This window comes from Aeromonas sp. s11 (assembly GCF_040907945.1).
Taxonomy (GTDB): domain Bacteria; phylum Pseudomonadota; class Gammaproteobacteria; order Enterobacterales; family Aeromonadaceae; genus Aeromonas; species Aeromonas veronii.
The window spans coordinates 134,525-154,064 of sequence record NZ_JBFOCU010000053.1 but is presented as its reverse complement, the minus strand read 5'-3'; the positions used below and the strand labels follow the sequence as shown (position 1 = coordinate 154,064).

Below are 19,540 nucleotides of genomic sequence, written 5' to 3'. Positions count from 1 at the left end.
AACTGCTTTTTCAACAGACTATTTTTCCGCACGGCAGGCAAGGGCCACCGTGCGTCAGCAAAGGATCATTGTCATGACAGTTTCACGAGTTCACATCACGCCGCACATGCACTGGGATCGGGAGTGGTACTTCACCACCGAGGAGTCCCGCATCCTGCTGGTCAACAATATGGCGGAGATCCTGGCGCGTCTCGAATCCGACCCTGACTACAAGTTCTATGTGCTGGACGGCCAGACCGCGGTGCTGGAGGATTACCTCGCCATCCAGCCCGAGAACAAGGCCCGGGTGAAGGCGCTGGTGGAAGCGGGCAAGCTCATCATCGGGCCCTGGTACACCCAGACCGACACCATGCAGGTGAGCGGCGAGTCCATCCTGCGCAACCTGCTCTACGGGATGCGTGACTGCCTTAGCCTTGGCGAGCCGATGAAGATCGGTTACCTGCCCGATTCGTTCGGCATGTCCTCCCAGCTACCCCACATCTTCAACGGCTTCGGGATCGATCGGGCCATGTTCTGGCGCGGCTGCTCCGAGCGTCACGGCACCGACAAGACCGAGTTCCTCTGGCAGAGCAACGATGGCAGCGAGGTGACCGTCCAGGTGCTGCCGCTCGGCTACGCCATCGGCAAGTACCTGCCGGAAGATGAGGCAGGTCTGCGCAAGCGGCTCGAATCCTATTTCGAGGTGCTGGAGAAGGCCTCGGTGACCAAGGATATCCTGCTGCCCAACGGCCACGATCAGATGCCGCTGCAACAGAACATCTTCGCCATCATCGACAAGTTGCGGGAGATCTACCCTCAGCGTGAATTCCACATGAGCCGCTTCGAGCAGATATTCGAGCGCATTGAAGAATGCCGCGACCAGCTGGCCACCCTCAAGGGGGAGTTCAACGACGGCAAATACATGCGGGTACACCGCACCATCTCCTCCACCCGGATGGATATCAAGCTGGCTCACGCCGCCATCGAGAACAAGATCGTCAACATCCTCGAGCCGCTGGCGAGCATCGCCTGGGCGCTCGGCTTCGAGTACCACCACGGGCTTTTGGAGAAGATGTGGAAGGAGATCATGAAGAACCACGCCCACGACAGCATCGGCTGCTGCTGCAGCGACAAGGTGCATCAGGAGGTGATGACCCGCTTCATTCTGGCCGACGACATGGCCGAGAACCTGATCCGCTTCTACATGCGCAAGATTGTCGACAACATGCCGGTGGCGCTCTGTGAAGACGGGGTACAGGTGGCCGACAAGCTCTGCCTGTTCAACCTGATGCCCTTCCCCCGTCAGGAGGTGATCAATACCAGCATCCGCATTCGCGCCCAATCCTTTGCCCTGCGCGATGAGGCGGGCCAACCGGTCCCCTACTTCATCCGCGCCAGACGCGAGATTGATCCGGGTCTGGTAGACCGACAGATCGTTCACTACGGCAACTACGACCCCTTTATGGAGTACGACATCCAGCTCTGCCATCCGCTGCCTGCCATGGGCTACTGCACCCTCCATATCGAGGGCAACCAGCCGGGAGTGGAGCAGCCGGTGACGGCCAGCGGCGAGCTGCTGGAGAACGATTTTTACCGCATCGCCCTCAACGACAACGGCACCTTGCAGATCCTGGACAAGCTGCGCGGCACCACCTTCGATCAGGTGCTCACGCTGGAAGAGGGCTCCGATGATGGCGACGAGTATGACTACTCGCCGTCGCGGGATGAGTGGCTGCGCTACTCCACCGAGTTTACCGTGACCCGCGAGGTCATCCATCAGGCATGGCAGAGCATCGCCACTCTCAAACTGCGTATGGCCTTGCCTGCCAACCTCGCCGAGCGTGCCAACCGCCAGTGCAGCGGCCACCTCGATGTCACCTGCCGCATCACACTTGCGTACCAGAGTCCGCGCATCGACATCGAGCTGGAACTCGACAATCAGGCCGATGATCACCGGGTGCGAGTGCTGATCCCCACCCCCTTCCCGAGCGACACCGTTGTCTCTGACAACCAGTTTGGCTGCATCACCCGCCCTACCCGCGACAGCGCCATGGCGAACTGGGAGGCAGAAGGGTGGAAAGAGGCACCCATTCCGGTCTGGCAGCTGATGAACTTCGTCGCCCTGCAAGATGGCAAGCAGGGGCTGGCGGTGCTGAGTGACGGTCTGCGCGAGTTTGAAGTGATCGGTGAGCAGTGCGACACCCTGGCGCTCACCCTGCTGCGCGGGGTCGGCGTACTCGGCAAAGAGGAGCTGCTGCTGCGTCCGGGCCGCCCCTCCGGCATCAAGCTGCCCACCCCGGACTCCCAAGTGCGCGGCAAGCTCAGCTGCCGTTTCAGCCTGCTGGCGTTTGCCGATGATCACATCAGCGCCAACGTGATGCAGGCGGCGCGCAGCTATCTCACTCCGGTGCGCTGCTACAACAAGATCCCGTTCGATGCCATGAAGCTCAACAAGGCAAGCTTCACCACCCCGCTCCACTTCAGCCTGCTCACCATGGACTCGTCCGGTCCGGTGCTGAGCGCCCTGAAAAAGGCCGAGGATGAAGAGGCGCTGGTGATCCGGGTCTACAACCCGAGCGAACAGGCGGTGCTGAAGGGAGGCAAGGTGACCAGCCAGCACACCACCTTGAGTGATTGGCAAGCGGTGCGGATGGACGAACAGCCCCTGCCCCTTGAACTGGCCGCTGGCGAGTTTGGCGAACTGGCGCCGTGTCACTCCCGCAGCGTGCGCTTTCGGGTGGCTCGCGGCTAACCGCCGGTAACACCCACAGGTTGCAACAGGCGGGGAAGAGTCATCCCCTCCCCGCCTGTTTATCCCTTCAAGCTAGCCTGCCCCACTTGATAAAGGCATAAAAAAATCCCCGCCGATTGGCGGGGATTTTTATTGGGCTCTGCTTCATCCCGCGAGCGGGAGAGCACGCTTAGCTGGCCTTGCGCAGGATCTGCTCAAGGTAGTCAGAGAAGCGGTGACCGTGATGCTCCAGCAGTTTCGGGAACATGGAGATGGAGGTCATGCCCGGGAAGGTGTTGATTTCATTCAGCAGGATCTCCCCCTCCTCGGTCAGGAAGAAGTCGATGCGCGAGAGATGGGTCAGTTTCAGCTGACGGAACGCCTTGAGGGCATACTCGTGGATCGCATCAGCCTGCGCCTGGGTCAGCCCCTCGGCACGCAGTGCCGTCTCGGTATGGCTGGCGCTGCTGTACTTCTCTTCATAGGTGTAGAACTTGTCCTGCGGCACGCAGATCTCGCCCGGATAGGTGGCCACCAGCTCGTCACCATACTGGTAAACCGCCACTTCCAGCTCGCGCGGCTTGACCGCTTTCTCGATCAGAACCTGTTCGGAGTAACCGAAGGCATCGGCAATGCCTTTCACCAGATCCGCTTCGTTGCTGGCGGAGTAGCAGCCAACGGAAGAGCCCTGGGAGGCCGCCTTGATAAAGACCTTGCCCCATTTGGCCAGCGCGGCCTTCGCCTCGGCCAGCGCCGCCTCATTTTGCTCGGTCAGGAACAGGTATGGGGTGTTGGGAATGCCAATGGCGGAGAGCCACAGCTTGGTGCTGATCTTGTTGAAGCAGATCTTGCTCGCCTCGGCATCGCAACCAAGATAAGGCAATCCGGCCAGCTCGAGGAAGGATTGCAGATCGCCGGTCTCACCCGGGTAGCCGTGGATGCAGGGCACCACGTAATCCACCGGACGGGCCACGCTGTCAAACGAAAGCAGCTTGTCGAGCCCCAGCTTGCACTCGCGGCCATCGGCACTGAGCCAGCGATCGGCGAACATCTCGACGCGGGTCACTTCGACACCGGGCAGAAGGCCCAGTTGTTGCTCGAGAAAATTGGCGCTGCGCAGAGAAACCTCGTGCTCGGAGCCACCGCCGCCGCACAGCAGCAAGACATGCATGTTCTTCATTAGATGTGATCCCTTGGGAAAAGCGGCTTCGTCATGACCATTTGATAAGCCAACCACCATAAAAACCGGACGAAGCCAGATACGAACATAAGTGCGCGCCAGTGTAGCAAGGGAGATCAACCCTTGTCAGCTGATGGGAGACCCATGACCCCACTTCTTGCAGTGAAAAGTCACCCCTGTGTCAAAATCGGGACACATTGCCCCTCAGCGCGGGGGATCGACCCTTCCCATGCCGTTACCATTGACCCGAAACCAGCCGGCAATGCTGTAGCGCTCCTGATTGGCAGGCAGTACCTCGTGGGGAAACTCCTCGGAGAGAAACATGACCAGCCGCCCCCCCTTGGGGCTCACATCCATCAGAAACTGCTCCTGGTCGTCATACATGCGCAGCACTCCACCCGCTTCGGGCAGCCAGTCGTTGTTGAGGTAAAACACGGTGGTAAGACGGCGGTTGGAGCGACCGGCAAAGGCATCCCGATGGGTGGCGTAAAAATCCCCGCTGCGATAGCGGGCGAAGTGGGCCTCGTAGTCGAACAATCCCAGCATCAGCATCCGGTTGGCGGCAAGACGCAGGGACTCCATCCGGGCGAGGTAGTCAGCCACCGGCGCACCGAGGGAGGGCTCCAGCCAGTGGATCTGGTCACGGCGAATATCGGGATTGCCCTGGTGCAGGGCGTCACGGCCGATCCCGGCCGGTTGCCATTCGCTTGGCAAACAGGCTTTGAGGGCATCCACCTCGGCGGCGGTCAAAAAATCATCCACTATCACCCATCCCCGGGTGTAAATGGCATCCATGGCAGCTTGATAGTCCAAGATTGGCTCACAATGAGTGGAAAGAGGGCGCTTTGTAGCGACTTACCGGCAAAGTCACAAACCGGTTTGCTTCTCTTGAGAAGTCCCAACATCAATACGCGAGTTGCTGACCGCCGCCCCGCATTTTTGTCGCCAGTTGTGATCCCGCCCTGCCAAAGAGCGTATTGGCTGTGGAAACTGTGATGGCCCTTGCAATCGGGACGAGGAGGCGCCGCGGCCTCCTTGCGGTACCAAGAGCCAGCCGATACCGTATCCGCATCGCCATGTTGCTGTTCATCCGGCGCTTGTCTCTGTCACCGACCGAACCACTCACGGCACAACCCGCGCATCACCCACGAAAGGATCTTCTCATGCCTCTGCCCGATCTCACTTTGCAACGACTGGATGGTACCCCCTACCCGCTGGCTCAACTGGCGGGCAAGGTGGTGCTGGTGGTCAATGTGGCCAGTCGCTGCGGTTTTACTCCCCAATATGAAGGGCTGGAAACGCTCTATCGGGAGCTCGGCCCCAAGGGGCTGGTGATTTTGGGCTTCCCCTGCAATCAGTTTGGCAATCAGGAGCCGGGGGATGCGGACGAGATCGCCCGCTTCTGCTCCCTCGACTATCCGGTCACCTTCCCCATCATGGCCAAGTGCGATGTCAACGGTGAGCATGCCCACCCCTTCTACCAGTGGCTCAAGCAACAGAAACCGGGCTTTCTTGGGCTGGAAAACGTCAAATGGAACTTCACCAAGTTCCTGATCGACCGCGATGGCAACGTGGTGGAGCGTTTCGCCCCCCAGGCCAAACCGGAGAGTCTGGCCGAGCAGATCCGCGAGATGCTCTGATGCTCCCGCACTGTTTTACGCCACTGCGTTGAACGATTGTATGGCGGCCGGTGCGACAGCTACTGCGCAGCGGTCGCTCTTTTGCTATATTACGGCCCCACTATCTTTTCCATATCGTGGCTGGCCCCAACACGCTGGCTGCCCGTTGAGCAAAAGGCTCATCTCAGGAGTTTCTCTCGAACATGTCATTCAACGAACTGGGTCTGTCTCCGCATATTCTGCGGGCCGTCAAGGAGCTGGGTTACGAACAGCCAACCCCCATCCAGCAGCAAGCGATTCCGGCCATTCTGGCCGGTCAGGATGTGCTCGGCGGCGCTCAGACAGGCACAGGCAAAACGGCCGGTTTCACCCTGCCGATGTTGCAGCGTCTGCTGGCCAACCATGGTCGTGGCCGTCGTCAGGTGCGCGCACTGGTACTGACCCCGACCCGCGAACTGGCGGCACAGGTGGGCGAGAGCATCATCAAGTATGCCCACCACCTGCCGTTCAAGACTCTGATCGCCTATGGCGGTGTCAGCATCAAGCCCAATCTGGACGCCATCAAGCTGGGTGTGGACATTCTGGTCGCCACCCCGGGCCGTCTGCTGGATCTGCTGACCCAGGGCGCCCTGACCCTGAGCCAGCTGGAAGTGCTGGTGCTGGATGAAGCGGATCGCATGCTCGACATGGGCTTTATCGTCGACATCCGCCGCATCATGAAGGCGCTGCCTGCAGAGCGGCAAACCCTGCTCTTCTCTGCCACCTTCTCAAACGACATCAAGGCGCTGGCGGATGACCTGCTGAACGACCCCACCCTGATCGAGGTGGACCCCAGCAACACCGCCGCCGAACAGGTGACCCAACACATCATTCAGGTGGATCGGGAACGCCGCCGCGAGCTGCTCTCCCACATGATTGGCCGTGGCAACTGGCAGCGGGTGCTGGTGTTTGTCCGCACCAAGCAGATCGCCGACCGCCTCGCCCAGCAGATGCAAAAAGATGGTCTCAATACCGTGGCGATCCACGGTGACAAGAGCCAGGGTGCCCGCAACCGGGCGCTGGCCGATTTTCGCAGTGGCGAGGTGCGGGTGCTGGTAGCGACCGATATCGCCGCCCGGGGTCTGGACATCGATCAACTGCCCTACGTGATCAACTTTGAACTGCCCCAGATGGCGGAAGATTACATCCACCGTATCGGCCGTACCGGCCGTGCCGGTCGTGGCGGCGAGGCCATCTCGCTGGTCAGTCAGGACGAGCTGGGTCAGCTCAAGGCGATCGAAGCCCTGATCGGCCAATCCCTGACCGTGGAGATCCTGGAAGGGTATGAGCCAAGCGGCAAGCCGAGTCGCCAGACTCTGCCGGGCAGCAAGCCGGTGCAGAACCCGCCCCGGGCTCGCGGCCATGCCAACGCCAAGAGCAGCAATGCCAAAGGCAAGCCAGTCGCGGGCAAGGGCAAAGCCAAGGGTGACGCCAGCAAAAATCCCGCCCAGTCTCCTCAAAACAAGTCCCGCAAGCGGGAAGTGGTGGGCGAGGATATCGGCTTTGCGCCAATGCGCCGCTTGCCCAAAGCAATGCGCGACAGCTATCAGGAGAGCAGCGACGAGTAAGCTCGCGCGACGCTAACTGCCAAGCCAAAAGAGGGAGCCTGCAAGGCTCCCTCTTTCGTTATGGATCGCACGGAGTCGTGCAAGTGCTCCGTGCAAATGCTCCGCTCGGGCTCAAACCAGCGAATGGCGTACCGCGGCAGTACCATGGCTGGGCGGCGCAGAACCATCGAGCGGATTGAGCTGCAAGAACTCGAACAAGCCAGCCTGCATATTGACGTTCCAGAAGCGTCCGGCGAGGGTGAGTTGCAACCGTGCATTCTCGATCTCGGCCAGCCCGTGCTGCTGCCAGGCGGCAAAAAGCGGCATCAGATGGGTCAGCAAAGGCGCTGGCAGACGATCCAGCGCCAGTACGCCACTGTCGAGGGAGCCACGCAGCAGACCGTCCATCCTTGCATTGGGATTGCGTCCCATCACCATCCCGGGCGCCCGCTTGCCACTGGCCAGCGCGTCATGCCAGGGGGCCAGATCCCGTCCATACATCAAGCCGTGGCCAAGAATGCTGCCCCCAGCACCGGCACCAAAGGGGAGGATCTCCGCACCGCGCTTGGCCATCTGGTTATAACGACTCTGCTCGGCCGGACTGCGCCGCCAGTGACTGCAAGAGAGGCGCTCCCAGCCGTGAGCTTCCAGTTGCGCTCCGCCATAGGCATACATGGCCGCCCGCTGCTGGCCATCGGCGAGCCAATCCAGGGTTCCCTTCTCCTGCGCCCGCTCCAGATTGGTGCCCTGCATGGCGATGAGCTGGTAGAGATCGACCCCGTGTACACCGCTCGCCATCACATCGCGGATATCCTGCTGCCACACGCCATCATCCTGACCGGGCAGACCAAAGATGAGATCCGCCACGATCACAGCCGCATCATCCCGGGTCAGCTCATCCAGACGGGTCAGCAAGGTCTCCCTGTCATCGAAACGGGCCGCCTGCTGACGCACCCGGGTATCAAAGCTCTGCACCCCGAAGGAGAAGCGGTTGAAGCCCCCCGCCAACGCCACCTGCCATTTCTCATCATCAAAGCCGTTGAGGCGTCCCTCCAGCGTCACCTCGGCATCCGCCGCCAGCGGAAAACGGCGGATCACGGCAGCCAGCATGGCCAGCTCGTCGGCGCTCATGTCGGTCGGCGTGCCGCCCCCTACATAGACGGCTGAAAATGGCATGCTCTGCGCCAGCGGGGTGTCAGCCGCCTGCGCAAGGGAGGCGCACAAGGCGTTGACATAGCGGTTGATCCGCGCCGGATTGGCGCCATTTTCAAAGAAATTGCAGAAGCTGCAGCGCTTTCGGCAAAACGGAATGTGGATGTAGAGGGCGCGCTCCTCAGCTTCACTCTCTCGCTGCCACCAGCTCTGCCAGCCAGCCTCATCCAACTGGAAGGGGCGCATCCCTCCCCGACTGGCGTGAGCCGAGGTCTTGGCGCTAAAAGCAAACTTGAGGGGATCCGGCGTGGCAATACCGGTCATGGAAGGGGTCAGATTCATGATGGTCACTATTATCAGCAAATAATGACAATGATAACGATTATCGTTACTGGCGATTTGTTCTGGATCAACCCGAGGAGCAGCCCCCCTCCCGAAAGGCATTTTGGCAACCTGCATTACCGATCTGCTTAACAGATTATTTACTCAAGAGTGGTTATCGTGTGCCGATAGAGAACCATCTCCCGCCGTTTCTTCGTCTACGATCAAGATGATACGGGATCACATAACAACACCAAGCGCATGGAACTTGCCCAAAATGCATAACCTCTCCTTGAACTGGAAAATATTCCTCCCTCTTGCGCTGGTCATCAGCACCACCTTTGGCCTCTGCTTCGAACTCTCCGCATGGCTGCAACGGGATCTCGCCATCCGGCTGGCAGAGGAGAAAGTTGAGAGCATGGCCAACACCTATATGGATCAGGTGAACGTGCTGATGATGACAGGTGGCATGGCCAACCGGCAGATAGTGCAGACCAAACTCAAGAGTGAAGCGGGCATCGTTGAGGCCCGCCTGGTGCGCGCGCCAGCCGTCAGCAACCTGTTTGGCCCGGGCCACCCGGATCAGAAAGCGCAGGATCCCCTCGATGAGCGTGCCATCAATCAGGGCGAAGCCATCCTGGAGCAACAGGGCAACCGGCTCACCCTGATCAAACCGTTCAAAGCCTACAAGGAGTATCGCGGCACCCAGTGCCTCACCTGTCACCAGGTCAATGAAGGAACCGTGATGGGGGCAGTGCGGATCAGTTATGACCTCAGCCACACCTTCGGCGAGATCCGCCACAACAACCTGATCCTGAGCGGCAGCCTGGCCGCCGTCTTCAGCATCGGCTTCGGCTTGCTCTGGTGGGTATTGCAACGTTACGTGAAACACCCTCTGCGCCAGCTGCAGCTCACCATGATCCGGATGGCCAAAGAACGCGACCTCGCCCTCCCCCTAGTCAATCACAGCCGGGATGAACTGGGCCAGATGACCCGCGCCGTCAATGACATGGTGCAGGGATTCCGCCACAGCCTGCAGGAGGTGGAAGGGGCGACCCACCAGCTCTATCAGGAGTCGAACCAGATCCGTCAAGTGGCGACCCAGACCGAAAACTCGGCCCGCCAGCAAGAGGGGATGACTACCCAGGTCGCCGCCGCCGTGAGCGAGCTGGCCGCAAGCTCTCATGAAGTGCGCGAACATGCCCGCCACAGCGCCGAGCTCTCCGCCCTCACCAATCAGGATGCCGCCGACACCAGCCGCCTCGCCCAGCACTCCATCACCGATATGGGCGAGATGTCGGCAGAGATCGATCGGGTGGATCAGGTGATCCAGCAACTCGACAGCCGCTGCCTGGCTGTTGACGGTGTGCTCGAGGTGATCAAGGGGATTGCCGATCAGACCAACCTGCTGGCCCTCAACGCTGCGATTGAAGCGGCCCGGGCAGGTGAGCAAGGCCGTGGCTTTGCGGTGGTGGCCGATGAAGTGCGGGCCCTCTCCAATCGCAGTCGCGCCGCCAGCGAAGAGATCTCCCAGATGATCGCCGCCCTGCAAAATGAGGCCCAGAGCGCAGTTACGGTGATCGGGGATGCAAAAAGCAAAGCCGATGAGAGCATCAGCAAGACCGAAGCGACCCTGGCAGCCATGCAGAATATCATCGAGCGCATCGCCCGCATCAACGACCTCAACGCCCAGATGGCCCAGTCGGCCGAAGAGCAGGACAGGGTCTGCCATGAGGTAGACAGCTCGGTCAGCGATATTCGCAACACCTCCAACGACACCCTGGGTCAGGCGCACGCCGCCAACCTCGCCAGCATCCAGCTGGTGGAGCAGTGCCAGAAACTGGAGGCACTGCTGAAAACCTACCGCTGGTAATGCACTTCACCAACGAAAAAGCGCGACCCGAGGGTCGCGCTTTTGCTTTATGGATTCGATTTGGCCGAGCGGCCGCGTTGCTATTCCAGCGGCGCGTTGACGATTAACAGCGCCGCCAAGATAGCTTTAACGGGCGTTACGGGTTGCGACGGCATCAGCCAGGTTGCGCAGCAGCACTTCGGTATCGGCCCAACCGATGCAGGCATCGGTGATGCTCTGGCCGACGGTGAGTTCACACCCTTCCACCAGATCCTGACGGCCTTCCACCAGATGGCTCTCCACCATCACACCAAACACCGCCTTGCTGCCGGCACGCAGTTGGCCGGCCACATCCTCGGCCACCAGCATCTGGTTCTTGAACTGCTTGCTGCTGTTGGCATGACTAAAGTCGATCATCACCTTCTGCGGCAGACCGGCCTTCTCCAGCCCCTTCACAACTTCGCTGACATGGGCAGCGCTGTAGTTCGGCTCACGACCACCACGCAGAATGATGTGACAGTCCGGGTTGCCGCGGGTCGCCACGATGGCGGAGTGACCGTATTTGGTGACCGACAGGAAGTGGTGTGGCGCACTGGCAGCCCCGATGGCATCGATGGCCACCTTGATAGTGCCGTCGGTGCCGTTCTTGAAGCCCACCGGGCAAGAGAGACCGGAGGCCAGCTCGCGGTGTACCTGGGATTCGGTAGTACGGGCACCGATCGCGCCCCAGCTCATCAGATCCGCCACATATTGCGGGGTGATCATGTCGAGGAACTCGGAGGCAGTCGGCAGCCCCATGTCGTTGAGATCCAGTAACAGCTTGCGACCAATGCGCAGACCATCGTTGATCTTGCAGCTGTTGTCGAGGTACGGATCGTTGATCAGCCCCTTCCAACCCACTGTGGTGCGCGGTTTTTCGAAGTAGACCCGCATCACGATCTCCAGCTGACCTTTCAGCTCGTCGCGCAACGTCTTGAGGCGCTTGCCGTACTCCAGCGCGGCAACCGGATCATGGATGGAGCAAGGGCCAATCACCACCAGCAGACGATCATCTTCGCCAGCCAGGATATTGTGAATGGCCTGACGGGATTCAAAAACGGTGGACGAGGCCACCTCGGTAGCCGGAAACTTCTCAAGCACCGCAACCGGGGGTAATAACTCTTTGATTTCACTAATACGAACGTCGTCGGTTTGATGCTGCATGACAAGGCTTCCTGCTAGATGACTGCGATTAGGAAATCTCAACATAGCCCGCGACAGGGCGTGTGTAAATAGGAAATTACAGCAATTACAAAACTATTTTGTATGGCAATCTTGCAAGTTATTGAAATGATGCTAAGCGAAATGACGATGCTGGTGAGGAAGGCAAAAAGGCCCGCTCAGCGCGGGCCCGAAGCGTCGGTGATGACGGGTTTGTCAGTGATCAGCCACGCTGGCTGATACTGGCCAGCTTGTCGAAGTAATCCGGGAAGGTCTTCGACGTGCACTTAGGATCATTGATGGTGACCGGTGTATCCGACAACGCCACCAGCGAGAAGCACATGGCGATACGGTGATCGTTGTAGGTATCGATCTCGGCATGCTTGAGCTGGGTCGGCGGGGTCACGGTGATAAAGTCATGCCCCTCCTCCACTTCGACGCCCAGCTTGCGCAGCTCGGTCGCCATGGCGTGCAGACGATCGGTCTCCTTCACCCGCCAGTTGTAGATATTGCGAATGGAGGTCGGCCCCTCGGCAAACAGCGCGGCAACCGCGATGGTCATGGCCGCATCGGGAATATGGTTCATGTCCATATCCACTCCGTGCAGCGGCGCCTGCTCCGCCTCGATGAAGTCATCACCCCAGGTGATGTGCGCGCCCATCTTCTCCAGCACGTCGGCGAAGTGGATATCACCCTGAATGCTGTGCTTGCCGATACCGGTGACCCGCACCTTACCCTTGATGGCACCCGCTGCGAGGAAGTAGGAGGCGCTGGAGGCATCCCCTTCCACCAGAAAATCACCCGGGCTGATATAGGTCTGGTTGCCCTTGATATAGAACAGCTTGTAGTTGTCGTGCTCGATGACCACCCCAAACTGCTTCATGATGTGCAGAGTGATGTCGATGTAAGGCTTGGAGACCAGCTCTCCCTTGATGTGGATCCGGGTATCACCGGCTGCCATTGGCGCCGCCATCAAAAACGCGGTCAGGAACTGGCTGGAGACAGAGCCATCGACGTGCACATCGCCGCCCCACAGCCCCTTGGCATCCACCACCAGCGGCGGATAACCATCGTGTTTCAGATACTGGATATGGGCACCCGCTTCACGCAGGGCATCCACCAGATGGCCGATGGGACGCTCTTCCATGCGCGGCTCGCCACCCAGGGTATATTCACCGGAGCCGAGGCATAGCGCGGCGCACAGCGGTCGCATCGCAGTACCGGCGTTGCCGAGGAACAGATTGACCGGCTCTTTCACCGCGAAGCTGCGACCCAGACCCTGCACGGTACACTCGGTCTTGTCGGCGGAGAGCTTGTACTTGACCCCGAGTTGGGTCAGCGCAGCCAGCATATGACGAATGTCATCGCTGTCGAGCAGGTTGGTCAGACGGGTGGTGCCACGAGCCAGCGCCGCCAGCAGCAGCGCACGGTTAGAGACACTCTTGGAGCCGGGCAGATTGACCTCACCGGCCACACGAGAAATGGGTTCCAAACGCAACGAATTCATAGACTTCCTGTGCTATCTCAAAAATAAACGCCTGTCCGGACGTTAACAGCCTGCGTCCCGCTCGGCAAGGGCACTTTCAGGGGAAATCGCACGGCAAACGCCAGCGCACTGCTTCTGTTGAAAAAAAGACGCCGGGGTATCCCCGGCGTCTTGAATCACTGCAATAGCTGGAAGCGGCTCACGGGTTGTCACGAGAGGCCGCCAGCAAGCATGTGAGTACTCTCTTCTCAGCCGTGGCGTTTGGCAAAGCCATCCATAAAGCTCACCAAGGCCTTCACTCCCTCCAGCGGCATGGCATTGTAGATGCTGGCGCGCATGCCACCGACAATGCGGTGTCCTTTGAGGGCCAGCAGGCCAGCGGCTTCCGATTCGGCCAGGAACTGCTCGTCCAGCTCGGCATTTTTCAGCTGGAACGGGATGTTCATCCGCGAACGGCAGCTGACATCAACCTGATTGCCATAGAAGCTCGACTGATCGAGATAGTCATAGAGGAAGTCGGCCTTCTCCTTGTTGCGCGCTTCCATCGCCTCGAGGCCACCCTGTTCTTTCAGCCACTCGAACACCAGACCGGCCAGATACCAGGCGTAGGTGGGCGGCGTGTTGAACATGGAGTCGTTCTTGGCAGTGAGTTTGTAGTCGAAAATCGAGGGCACATCGGCTCTCGCCTGGTTCAGCAAGTCATCGCGCACGATGGCGATGGCAAGCCCGGACGGCCCGATATTCTTCTGGGCCCCGGCATAGATGATGCCGAAGCGACTCACGTCGAGGGGACGAGAAAGAATGGTGGAGGAGAGATCCGCTACCAGCGGCACCTCACCAGTGGCCGGGATGTCGAACATCTCGATGCCATCGATGGTTTCGTTCGGGCAGTAGTGAACATAGGCCGCATCGGCGCGAAACGCCGGCGTCGGCAGCAGGTGAGTGATCCCCTGCTCGTTCTTGGCAACACCCTGGAAGGTCTGGATATCACCATACTTTTTGGCTTCATCCACCGCGCTCTGTGACCAGACGCCGGTCAGCAGGAAGTCCGCCTTCTTGTTGGCACCGCCCAGCAGGTTCATGGGCACGGCAGAGAACTGGCCGCGACCACCGCCGTGCATGAACAGCACCTTGTAGTTGTCCGGCACCGCCAGCAGCTCACGCAGATCCGCTTCGGCCTTCTCGGCCACCGCCATGTAGGGCTTGCCACGATGGGAAAGCTCCATGACCGAGGCTCCCAGCCCCTGGAAGTTACAAAATTCGCGCTGGGCGCGCTCCATGACTTCAACCGGCAGCATGGCGGGGCCGGCGCAGAAGTTGTAAATCTGTTTGCTCATGACGCTTTCCGTGAGTGGATGAGAATAATCGATGACTTGTCAGGTTTTACACAAGAGCAGCCACAGGATCAAAGGCTTTTTGGGAGCTGGCTCAACCTTTTACCGTCACTCTGCATCCCCCTTGCAGTAGAAAAAGCCCCGAACGGGTCAGGGCTTGCAGGGAACATGCACAGAAATGACAGGCAGAACGCATAAACGACCACAGCTCAGCCATTTCTGACAAATCTACAGTTTGGCGGTGAGCTCCGGCAGCAGGGTGAAGAGATCCCCCACCAGACCGTAGTCCGCCACCTGAAAGATGGGGGCATCGCTGTCCTTGTTGATGGCCACGATCACCTTCGACTCCTTCATCCCCGCCAGATGCTGGATGGCGCCCGAAATACCGACCGCGATATAGAGCTCGGGTGCCACCACCTTGCCGGTCTGCCCCACCTGCAGATCGTTGGCAACATATCCTGCATCAACAGCGGCCCGCGATGCCCCCACGGCACCGCCCAGCTTGTCGGCCAGCGCTTCTATCAAAGCAAACTGCGTCTTGGAGCCCAGTGCCCGGCCACCGGAGACCACCACCCGGGCGGCGGTCAGTTCGGGCCTGCTGGAGCGCACCGCGCGGCGCTCGACCAGCCGGGTACGACCAGCGAATTCGGGCACGGCCAAGCGTTCGATGGGAGACTGCCCGCCCGTCGCCGCCTTGGCAAAGGCTGTGGCCCGCACCGTCATCACTTTGACGGGCGCCGAGCTTGCCACTCTGGCAATGGCATTGCCCGCATAGATGGGGCGCAGGAAGGTGTCGCTACTCTCGATAGCCGTCACCTCGGAGAGCATCTCCACCCCAAGCCGTGCCGCCACCTGTGGCAGCAACGCCTTGCCCATGGCACTCGCCGCCATCAGGCAGTGGCTGTAACCTTCGCACCAGCTGGCCAGCAGCTTGTCCACCCCATCCAGCAGCCCGTCAGCCAAGCGGGGATGTTCGGCAAGCAACACCTCGTCGACACCGCTGAGGGCTGCCGCCTGTTCACCCGCCTCGGTCAGTCCCTGCCCGAGCAACAGCAGGTCAACCTGACCGCCGATGGAGACGGCGGCGGTCACCAGTTGTGCCACGTTGTCGGCCAGATGGCCCTGATGATGTTCGGCAATGATCAGCACGCTCATGGCAGCACCTTCGCTTCGTGTTTGAGTTTGTCCACCAGCTCGTCCACCGAGCCCACCTTGATCCCGGCGCTGCGGGCTGGCGGCGCCATCACCCCGAGCAAACGGGTCTGGTTGGCCACCTCAACGGCGAGTGTCGAGAACGGAGCGCTATCAAGCGGCTTGCGCTTGGCCTTCATGATGTTGGGCAGCGAGGCAAAACGCGGTTCATTCAAACGCAGATCGGCGCTCACCACCGCAGGCAACGGCATGCCCAGGGTCTCGAGGCCACCGTCGATTTCGCGAGTCACCAGCAGCTCTCCCGCTTCCACCTTGAGGGCTGACGCGCAGGTCGCCAGCGGCCAATCATTGAGGGCAGCCAGCATCTGGGCCACCTGATTGTTGTCTGAATCGATGGACTGCTTGCCGAGCAGCACCAGATCCGGCTGCTCCTGCTCACACACCTTGTGCAAGGCGCGGGCGACAGTCAGCGGGGCGAGTGTCTCATCGGTGACATAATGCAGCGCCCGATCCGCCCCCAGCGCCAGCCCATGGCGCAGTTGCTCGGCGGCAGCGTCAGGGCCAAAGGTCACTACCACCAGTTCGCTGGCAACCCCGGCTTCGCGCAGCCTGACCCCCTCCTCCACCGCAATTTCACAAAAGGGGTTGATCCCCATCTTCACATTGGCCAGCTCCACGTCGGAGCCGTCTCCCTTCACCCGGATCTTGACGTTGTAGTCGACTACCCGTTTGATCGCGACCAGCAGCTTCATGGGGTCATGCCTCGTCTCTTTGGATTGAATTCATTAGTGTGCCTCTGCGTTTGTTGCAGTACGTTCTTCCCTGATTTTTTGCTTTTTCTTGCTCAGTTTTGCTTACAACTGCTTTACGTTTACGTAAACTACCAGCATTACCCTAGGCCAACCAGAGCGCAGAGGCAAGATGGAACGGGAAGCAATGGAATTTGATGTCGTCATCGTCGGCGGCGGTCCGGCGGGGCTCAGTGCAGCCATCGCCCTGAAACAGCAGGATGCCAATCTCTCTGTCTGCCTGCTGGAGAAGGGGACGGAAATTGGCGCCCATCTGCTCTCCGGCGCCCTGTTTGATCCCGTCGCCTTGGAAGAGCTGCTGCCGGATGGCTGGCAGCAAGCGCCGCTCGGCGTGCTGGTCAGCGACGATCAGGTGCATCTGCTGCAAAGCGAGCAACGCTCCCTGCAACTCCCCGCCTGGGCGGTGCCGCCCCGGATGCACAATGAGGGTTGCCACATCATCAGCCTCGGCAATCTCTGCCGCTGGCTTGGCCAACAGGCGGAAAAACTGGGAGTCGAAATTTACCCAGGGTTTACCGCCAGCGAACTTATCATGGACGCGGGCCGGGTCAAGGGGGTCATCACCGGCGATCTGGGGCTGGATCGGGCGGGCAATCCGAAAGCAGATCATGTGCCCGGCATGGCGCTGCTCGGCCGCTACACCCTCTTTGCCGAGGGGGCCCGCGGCCATCTCGGCAAGCAGCTGATCGCCGACTTCAACCTGGCAAGCCCTACCCAGCCCCAGCACTATGCCATCGGCTTCAAGGAGCTGTGGCAACTGCCTGCTGGCCAAGGCAAAGCGGGACAGGTGCTGCACGGCAGTGGCTGGCCCCTTGGCAAGCAGGGGGGCGGCAATAGCCACGGCGGTTTCTATCTCTATCACATGGAGGGGGATCAGGTGGCAGTCGGGCTGATTGTCGATCTCAACTACCAGAATCCCTGGCTCAGCCCGTTCGACGAATTCCAGCGCCTCAAGCATCACCCGCTTATCGCCGGCGTGTTGCAAGATGGGGAGCGCATCAGCTATGGCGCCCGCGCCATCACCAAGGGGGGCTGGCACGCCCTGCCCCGCATGCACTTCCCGGGCGGCCTGCTGATCGGTTGTGATGCGGGCACCCTCGACTTTTCCCGCATCAAGGGGATCCACACCGCCATGAAATCGGGGATGCTGGCGGCAAAAACCGTCGCGATGGCTCTACGGGGGGGCGATGAAGGGGGCCGGGATCTGGCCCAGTATGGTGACGAGCTGCACCAGAGCTGGCTGGCCCGCGAACTCAAGGCGGCGCGCAACTTCGGCGCGGCGCTTCACCGCTATGGTCCCTGGTTGGGCGGTGCCTTCAACTTGCTGGAGCAACGGCTGTTTGGCGCAAACTCGCCCTTCAAGCTGCTCGATAAGGCTCACGACTACCGTCAGCTGCGCGTGGCCAGCCGCTGCGAGCCCATCCATTACCCCAAACCCGATGGCAGACTGAGCTTTGACAAGCTCTCGTCTGTGTATCTGGCCAACACCAGTCACGACGAGGATCAGCCTTGCCACCTCAAGCTGCAGGACGAGCGCATTCCGGTCGAGGTCAATTTGCCCACCTGGGCCGAACCCGCCCAACGCTACTGCCCGGCCGGGGTGTTTGAAGTGCTGGAAATGGAAGGCGCGGCCAAACTGCAAATCAACGCAGCCAACTGTATTCACTGCAAGACCTGTGACATTAAAGATCCCAGTCAAAACATTATCTGGACGCCACCACAAGGGGGCTCCGGGCCCAATTATCCGAATATGTGATGAAGCGGGGCAGCGGCAACAAGCAGCCCCAGCTAGCCCTCCCCCAACCAAAAGCTGGGTTCTACCCCGCATAGCCACTCAGGTGATCCGACCTCGCTGTTTTTTTGAACAAACAAGCTGAATCCCTGATGAATAGCCCCTGACAAGCGCGGCCCGCCCCTGTATAGTTCGCCGCATTCAGGTTTTCCATCGGCCCGATCTGCTTATCCACGGGATCGCCTTCTGCAGCGATCTAAGGCCGCATGACCTGTGCAACCATCCCTGATTACCCATGACTTTTTAAGGGGGGACAGATGATCACCGCCTACATTCTCAACAACAAGGTGCTGGATATAGTCACGCTCGGGCCTGACGACATAGTACCTGACAACACGGTCTGGCTGGATGCCTACAAGCCGGACACGGCAGAGCGAGAATGGTTGACGGGCCTGTTCCTGGAAGAGGTCCCCGACAAGGAAGAGCTCGACGACATCGAAGCATCCGCCCGTTTTTACTGGGATACCGATGGTCTGCACATTCACTCCCTGTTTCCCCAGCGGATCGGTCGTGACACTAAGGGTGTCCACGTCTCCTTTACCCTGCGCAACAACCTGCTTATCAGCATTCGTGAAGATGACATCGGGCTGGTGCGCCTGCTGCGTCACTATATGCGCCAGGATCGGCTGGAGGTGGAGGATGCCCTCGACATCCTGCTGGAGGTGCAGAACCTCAAGGTGGAGTACCTCTCCGACCTTATCGAAGATGGTTACAAGACCTTGGAAAACACCGCCGATCAGATCTTCGAGCCGGATCAGATCAACCCCATGCTGAAAGAGTTGATGGCGCAGGAAGAGGCCAACGGCCAGATCCGTCTCTCTCTGCACGATACCCGCCGCGCCCTGCGTTTCCTCAAACGCAGCCTGCGCCAGCGCATGAGCCTTGAGCAGAACAAGTGGATCGACGAGATGCTGCACGACGTGGAATCCCTGTTGCCCCACACCCAGTTCCTGTTCGACAAGATCAACTTCCAGCTGGAGGCCTCCATGGGGGTGACCAATCTGGAGCAGAACAAGGTGATCAAGATCTTCTCGGTAGCCGCCGTGATCTTCCTGCCGCCGACCCTGATCGCCAGTATCTACGGCATGAACTTCGGCCGCATGCCGGAGCTCGCCTGGGAGTATGGTTATCCCATGTCACTGGTGCTGATGGTGATGTCATCGCTCGGCACCGGCCTCTTCTTCAAGCGCAAAGGCTGGCTGTAACGCCGCCGACGCGCACCGCGATATCTGAAGAAACGGATTGGGGGGCATGGCCCCCCGATTAATTTGCGCCACGCCCAACGCCTTGCAAAGGACGCTTCGTCGCCCCATATCCCTTCCATCACTCAATTCAAGTGGATAACGG

General features: G+C 60.1%; 14 protein-coding genes. 6 read left to right on the top strand and 8 right to left on the bottom strand.

The genetic code is table 11. From position 1 onward, the window contains the following. Nucleotides 1-73 precede the first annotated feature (73 nt). Nucleotides 74-2,731, top strand: coding sequence for a mannosylglycerate hydrolase (mngB, locus tag AB5Y84_RS15090; RefSeq protein ID WP_368177274.1), 2,658 nt, complete (start codon nucleotides 74-76; stop codon nucleotides 2,729-2,731). A gap of 169 nt (nucleotides 2,732-2,900) precedes the next feature. Here the strand turns inward: mngB and AB5Y84_RS15085 are convergent, their stop codons facing one another. Then, nucleotides 2,901-3,890, bottom strand: coding sequence for a D-alanine--D-alanine ligase (locus tag AB5Y84_RS15085; protein WP_047438279.1), 990 nt, complete (start codon nucleotides 3,888-3,890; stop codon nucleotides 2,901-2,903). 204 nt (nucleotides 3,891-4,094) lie between these two features. After that, a complete protein-coding gene (locus tag AB5Y84_RS15080; protein WP_203116682.1) occupies nucleotides 4,095-4,703 on the bottom strand; it encodes a 2OG-Fe(II) oxygenase in 609 nt (202 codons plus the stop codon). Between the two features lie 350 nt (nucleotides 4,704-5,053). Here AB5Y84_RS15080 and AB5Y84_RS15075 point away from each other — a divergent pair, with 350 nt between their 5' ends. Both AB5Y84_RS15075 and AB5Y84_RS15070 read left to right on the top strand, forming a co-directional pair. Beyond that, entirely contained in the window at nucleotides 5,054-5,530 is a 477-nt protein-coding gene (locus AB5Y84_RS15075) for a glutathione peroxidase (protein WP_219264645.1), read from the top strand. A gap of 182 nt (nucleotides 5,531-5,712) precedes the next feature. Continuing rightward, on the top strand, nucleotides 5,713-7,116 hold the full coding sequence (locus AB5Y84_RS15070; RefSeq protein ID WP_368177273.1) for a DEAD/DEAH box helicase: 1,404 nt from the start codon (nucleotides 5,713-5,715) through the stop codon (nucleotides 7,114-7,116). A 111-nt stretch (nucleotides 7,117-7,227) separates the two neighbouring features. Here the strand turns inward: AB5Y84_RS15070 and hutW are convergent, their stop codons facing one another. Then, nucleotides 7,228-8,589, bottom strand: coding sequence for a heme anaerobic degradation radical SAM methyltransferase ChuW/HutW (gene hutW / locus AB5Y84_RS15065; protein ID WP_368177272.1), 1,362 nt, complete (start codon nucleotides 8,587-8,589; stop codon nucleotides 7,228-7,230). Between the two features lie 256 nt (nucleotides 8,590-8,845). Here hutW and AB5Y84_RS15060 point away from each other — a divergent pair, with 256 nt between their 5' ends. After that, nucleotides 8,846-10,441, top strand: coding sequence for a methyl-accepting chemotaxis protein (locus tag AB5Y84_RS15060; RefSeq protein WP_064336256.1), 1,596 nt, complete (start codon nucleotides 8,846-8,848; stop codon nucleotides 10,439-10,441). Between the two features lie 126 nt (nucleotides 10,442-10,567). On the opposite strand, the gene aroG is transcribed toward AB5Y84_RS15060, so the two are convergent. The 5 genes from aroG to AB5Y84_RS15035 form a co-directional block, all read right to left on the bottom strand. Further along, a complete protein-coding gene (gene aroG / locus AB5Y84_RS15055) occupies nucleotides 10,568-11,623 on the bottom strand; it encodes a 3-deoxy-7-phosphoheptulonate synthase AroG (RefSeq protein ID WP_368177271.1) in 1,056 nt (351 codons plus the stop codon). 220 nt (nucleotides 11,624-11,843) lie between these two features. Continuing rightward, on the bottom strand, nucleotides 11,844-13,127 hold the full coding sequence (gene aroA, locus AB5Y84_RS15050; RefSeq protein ID WP_368177270.1) for a 3-phosphoshikimate 1-carboxyvinyltransferase: 1,284 nt from the start codon (nucleotides 13,125-13,127) through the stop codon (nucleotides 11,844-11,846). 227 nt (nucleotides 13,128-13,354) lie between these two features. Beyond that, nucleotides 13,355-14,443, bottom strand: coding sequence for a 3-phosphoserine/phosphohydroxythreonine transaminase (serC, locus tag AB5Y84_RS15045; RefSeq protein ID WP_368177269.1), 1,089 nt, complete (start codon nucleotides 14,441-14,443; stop codon nucleotides 13,355-13,357). Nucleotides 14,444-14,668: 225 nt separating this feature from the next. Further along, complete coding sequence (locus AB5Y84_RS15040) at nucleotides 14,669-15,595, bottom strand: electron transfer flavoprotein subunit alpha/FixB family protein (protein ID WP_368177268.1); 927 nt, start codon at nucleotides 15,593-15,595, stop codon at nucleotides 14,669-14,671. After that, nucleotides 15,592-16,344 carry an electron transfer flavoprotein subunit beta/FixA family protein gene (locus AB5Y84_RS15035; RefSeq protein WP_149153098.1) on the bottom strand — a complete coding sequence of 251 codons (753 nt, stop codon included), beginning with the start codon at nucleotides 16,342-16,344 and terminating at the stop codon, nucleotides 15,592-15,594. The genes AB5Y84_RS15040 and AB5Y84_RS15035 overlap by 4 nt, the downstream gene beginning before the upstream one ends. Nucleotides 16,345-16,513: 169 nt before the next feature. Here AB5Y84_RS15035 and AB5Y84_RS15030 point away from each other — a divergent pair, with 169 nt between their 5' ends. Further along, nucleotides 16,514-18,157, top strand: a complete 1,644-nt coding sequence (locus AB5Y84_RS15030) for an electron transfer flavoprotein-ubiquinone oxidoreductase (protein WP_368177267.1) — start codon at nucleotides 16,514-16,516, stop codon at nucleotides 18,155-18,157. A 293-nt stretch (nucleotides 18,158-18,450) separates the two neighbouring features. Continuing rightward, complete coding sequence (corA, locus tag AB5Y84_RS15025; protein ID WP_005337059.1) at nucleotides 18,451-19,398, top strand: magnesium/cobalt transporter CorA; 948 nt, start codon at nucleotides 18,451-18,453, stop codon at nucleotides 19,396-19,398. The last annotated feature ends 142 nt before the right edge of the window (nucleotides 19,399-19,540 follow it).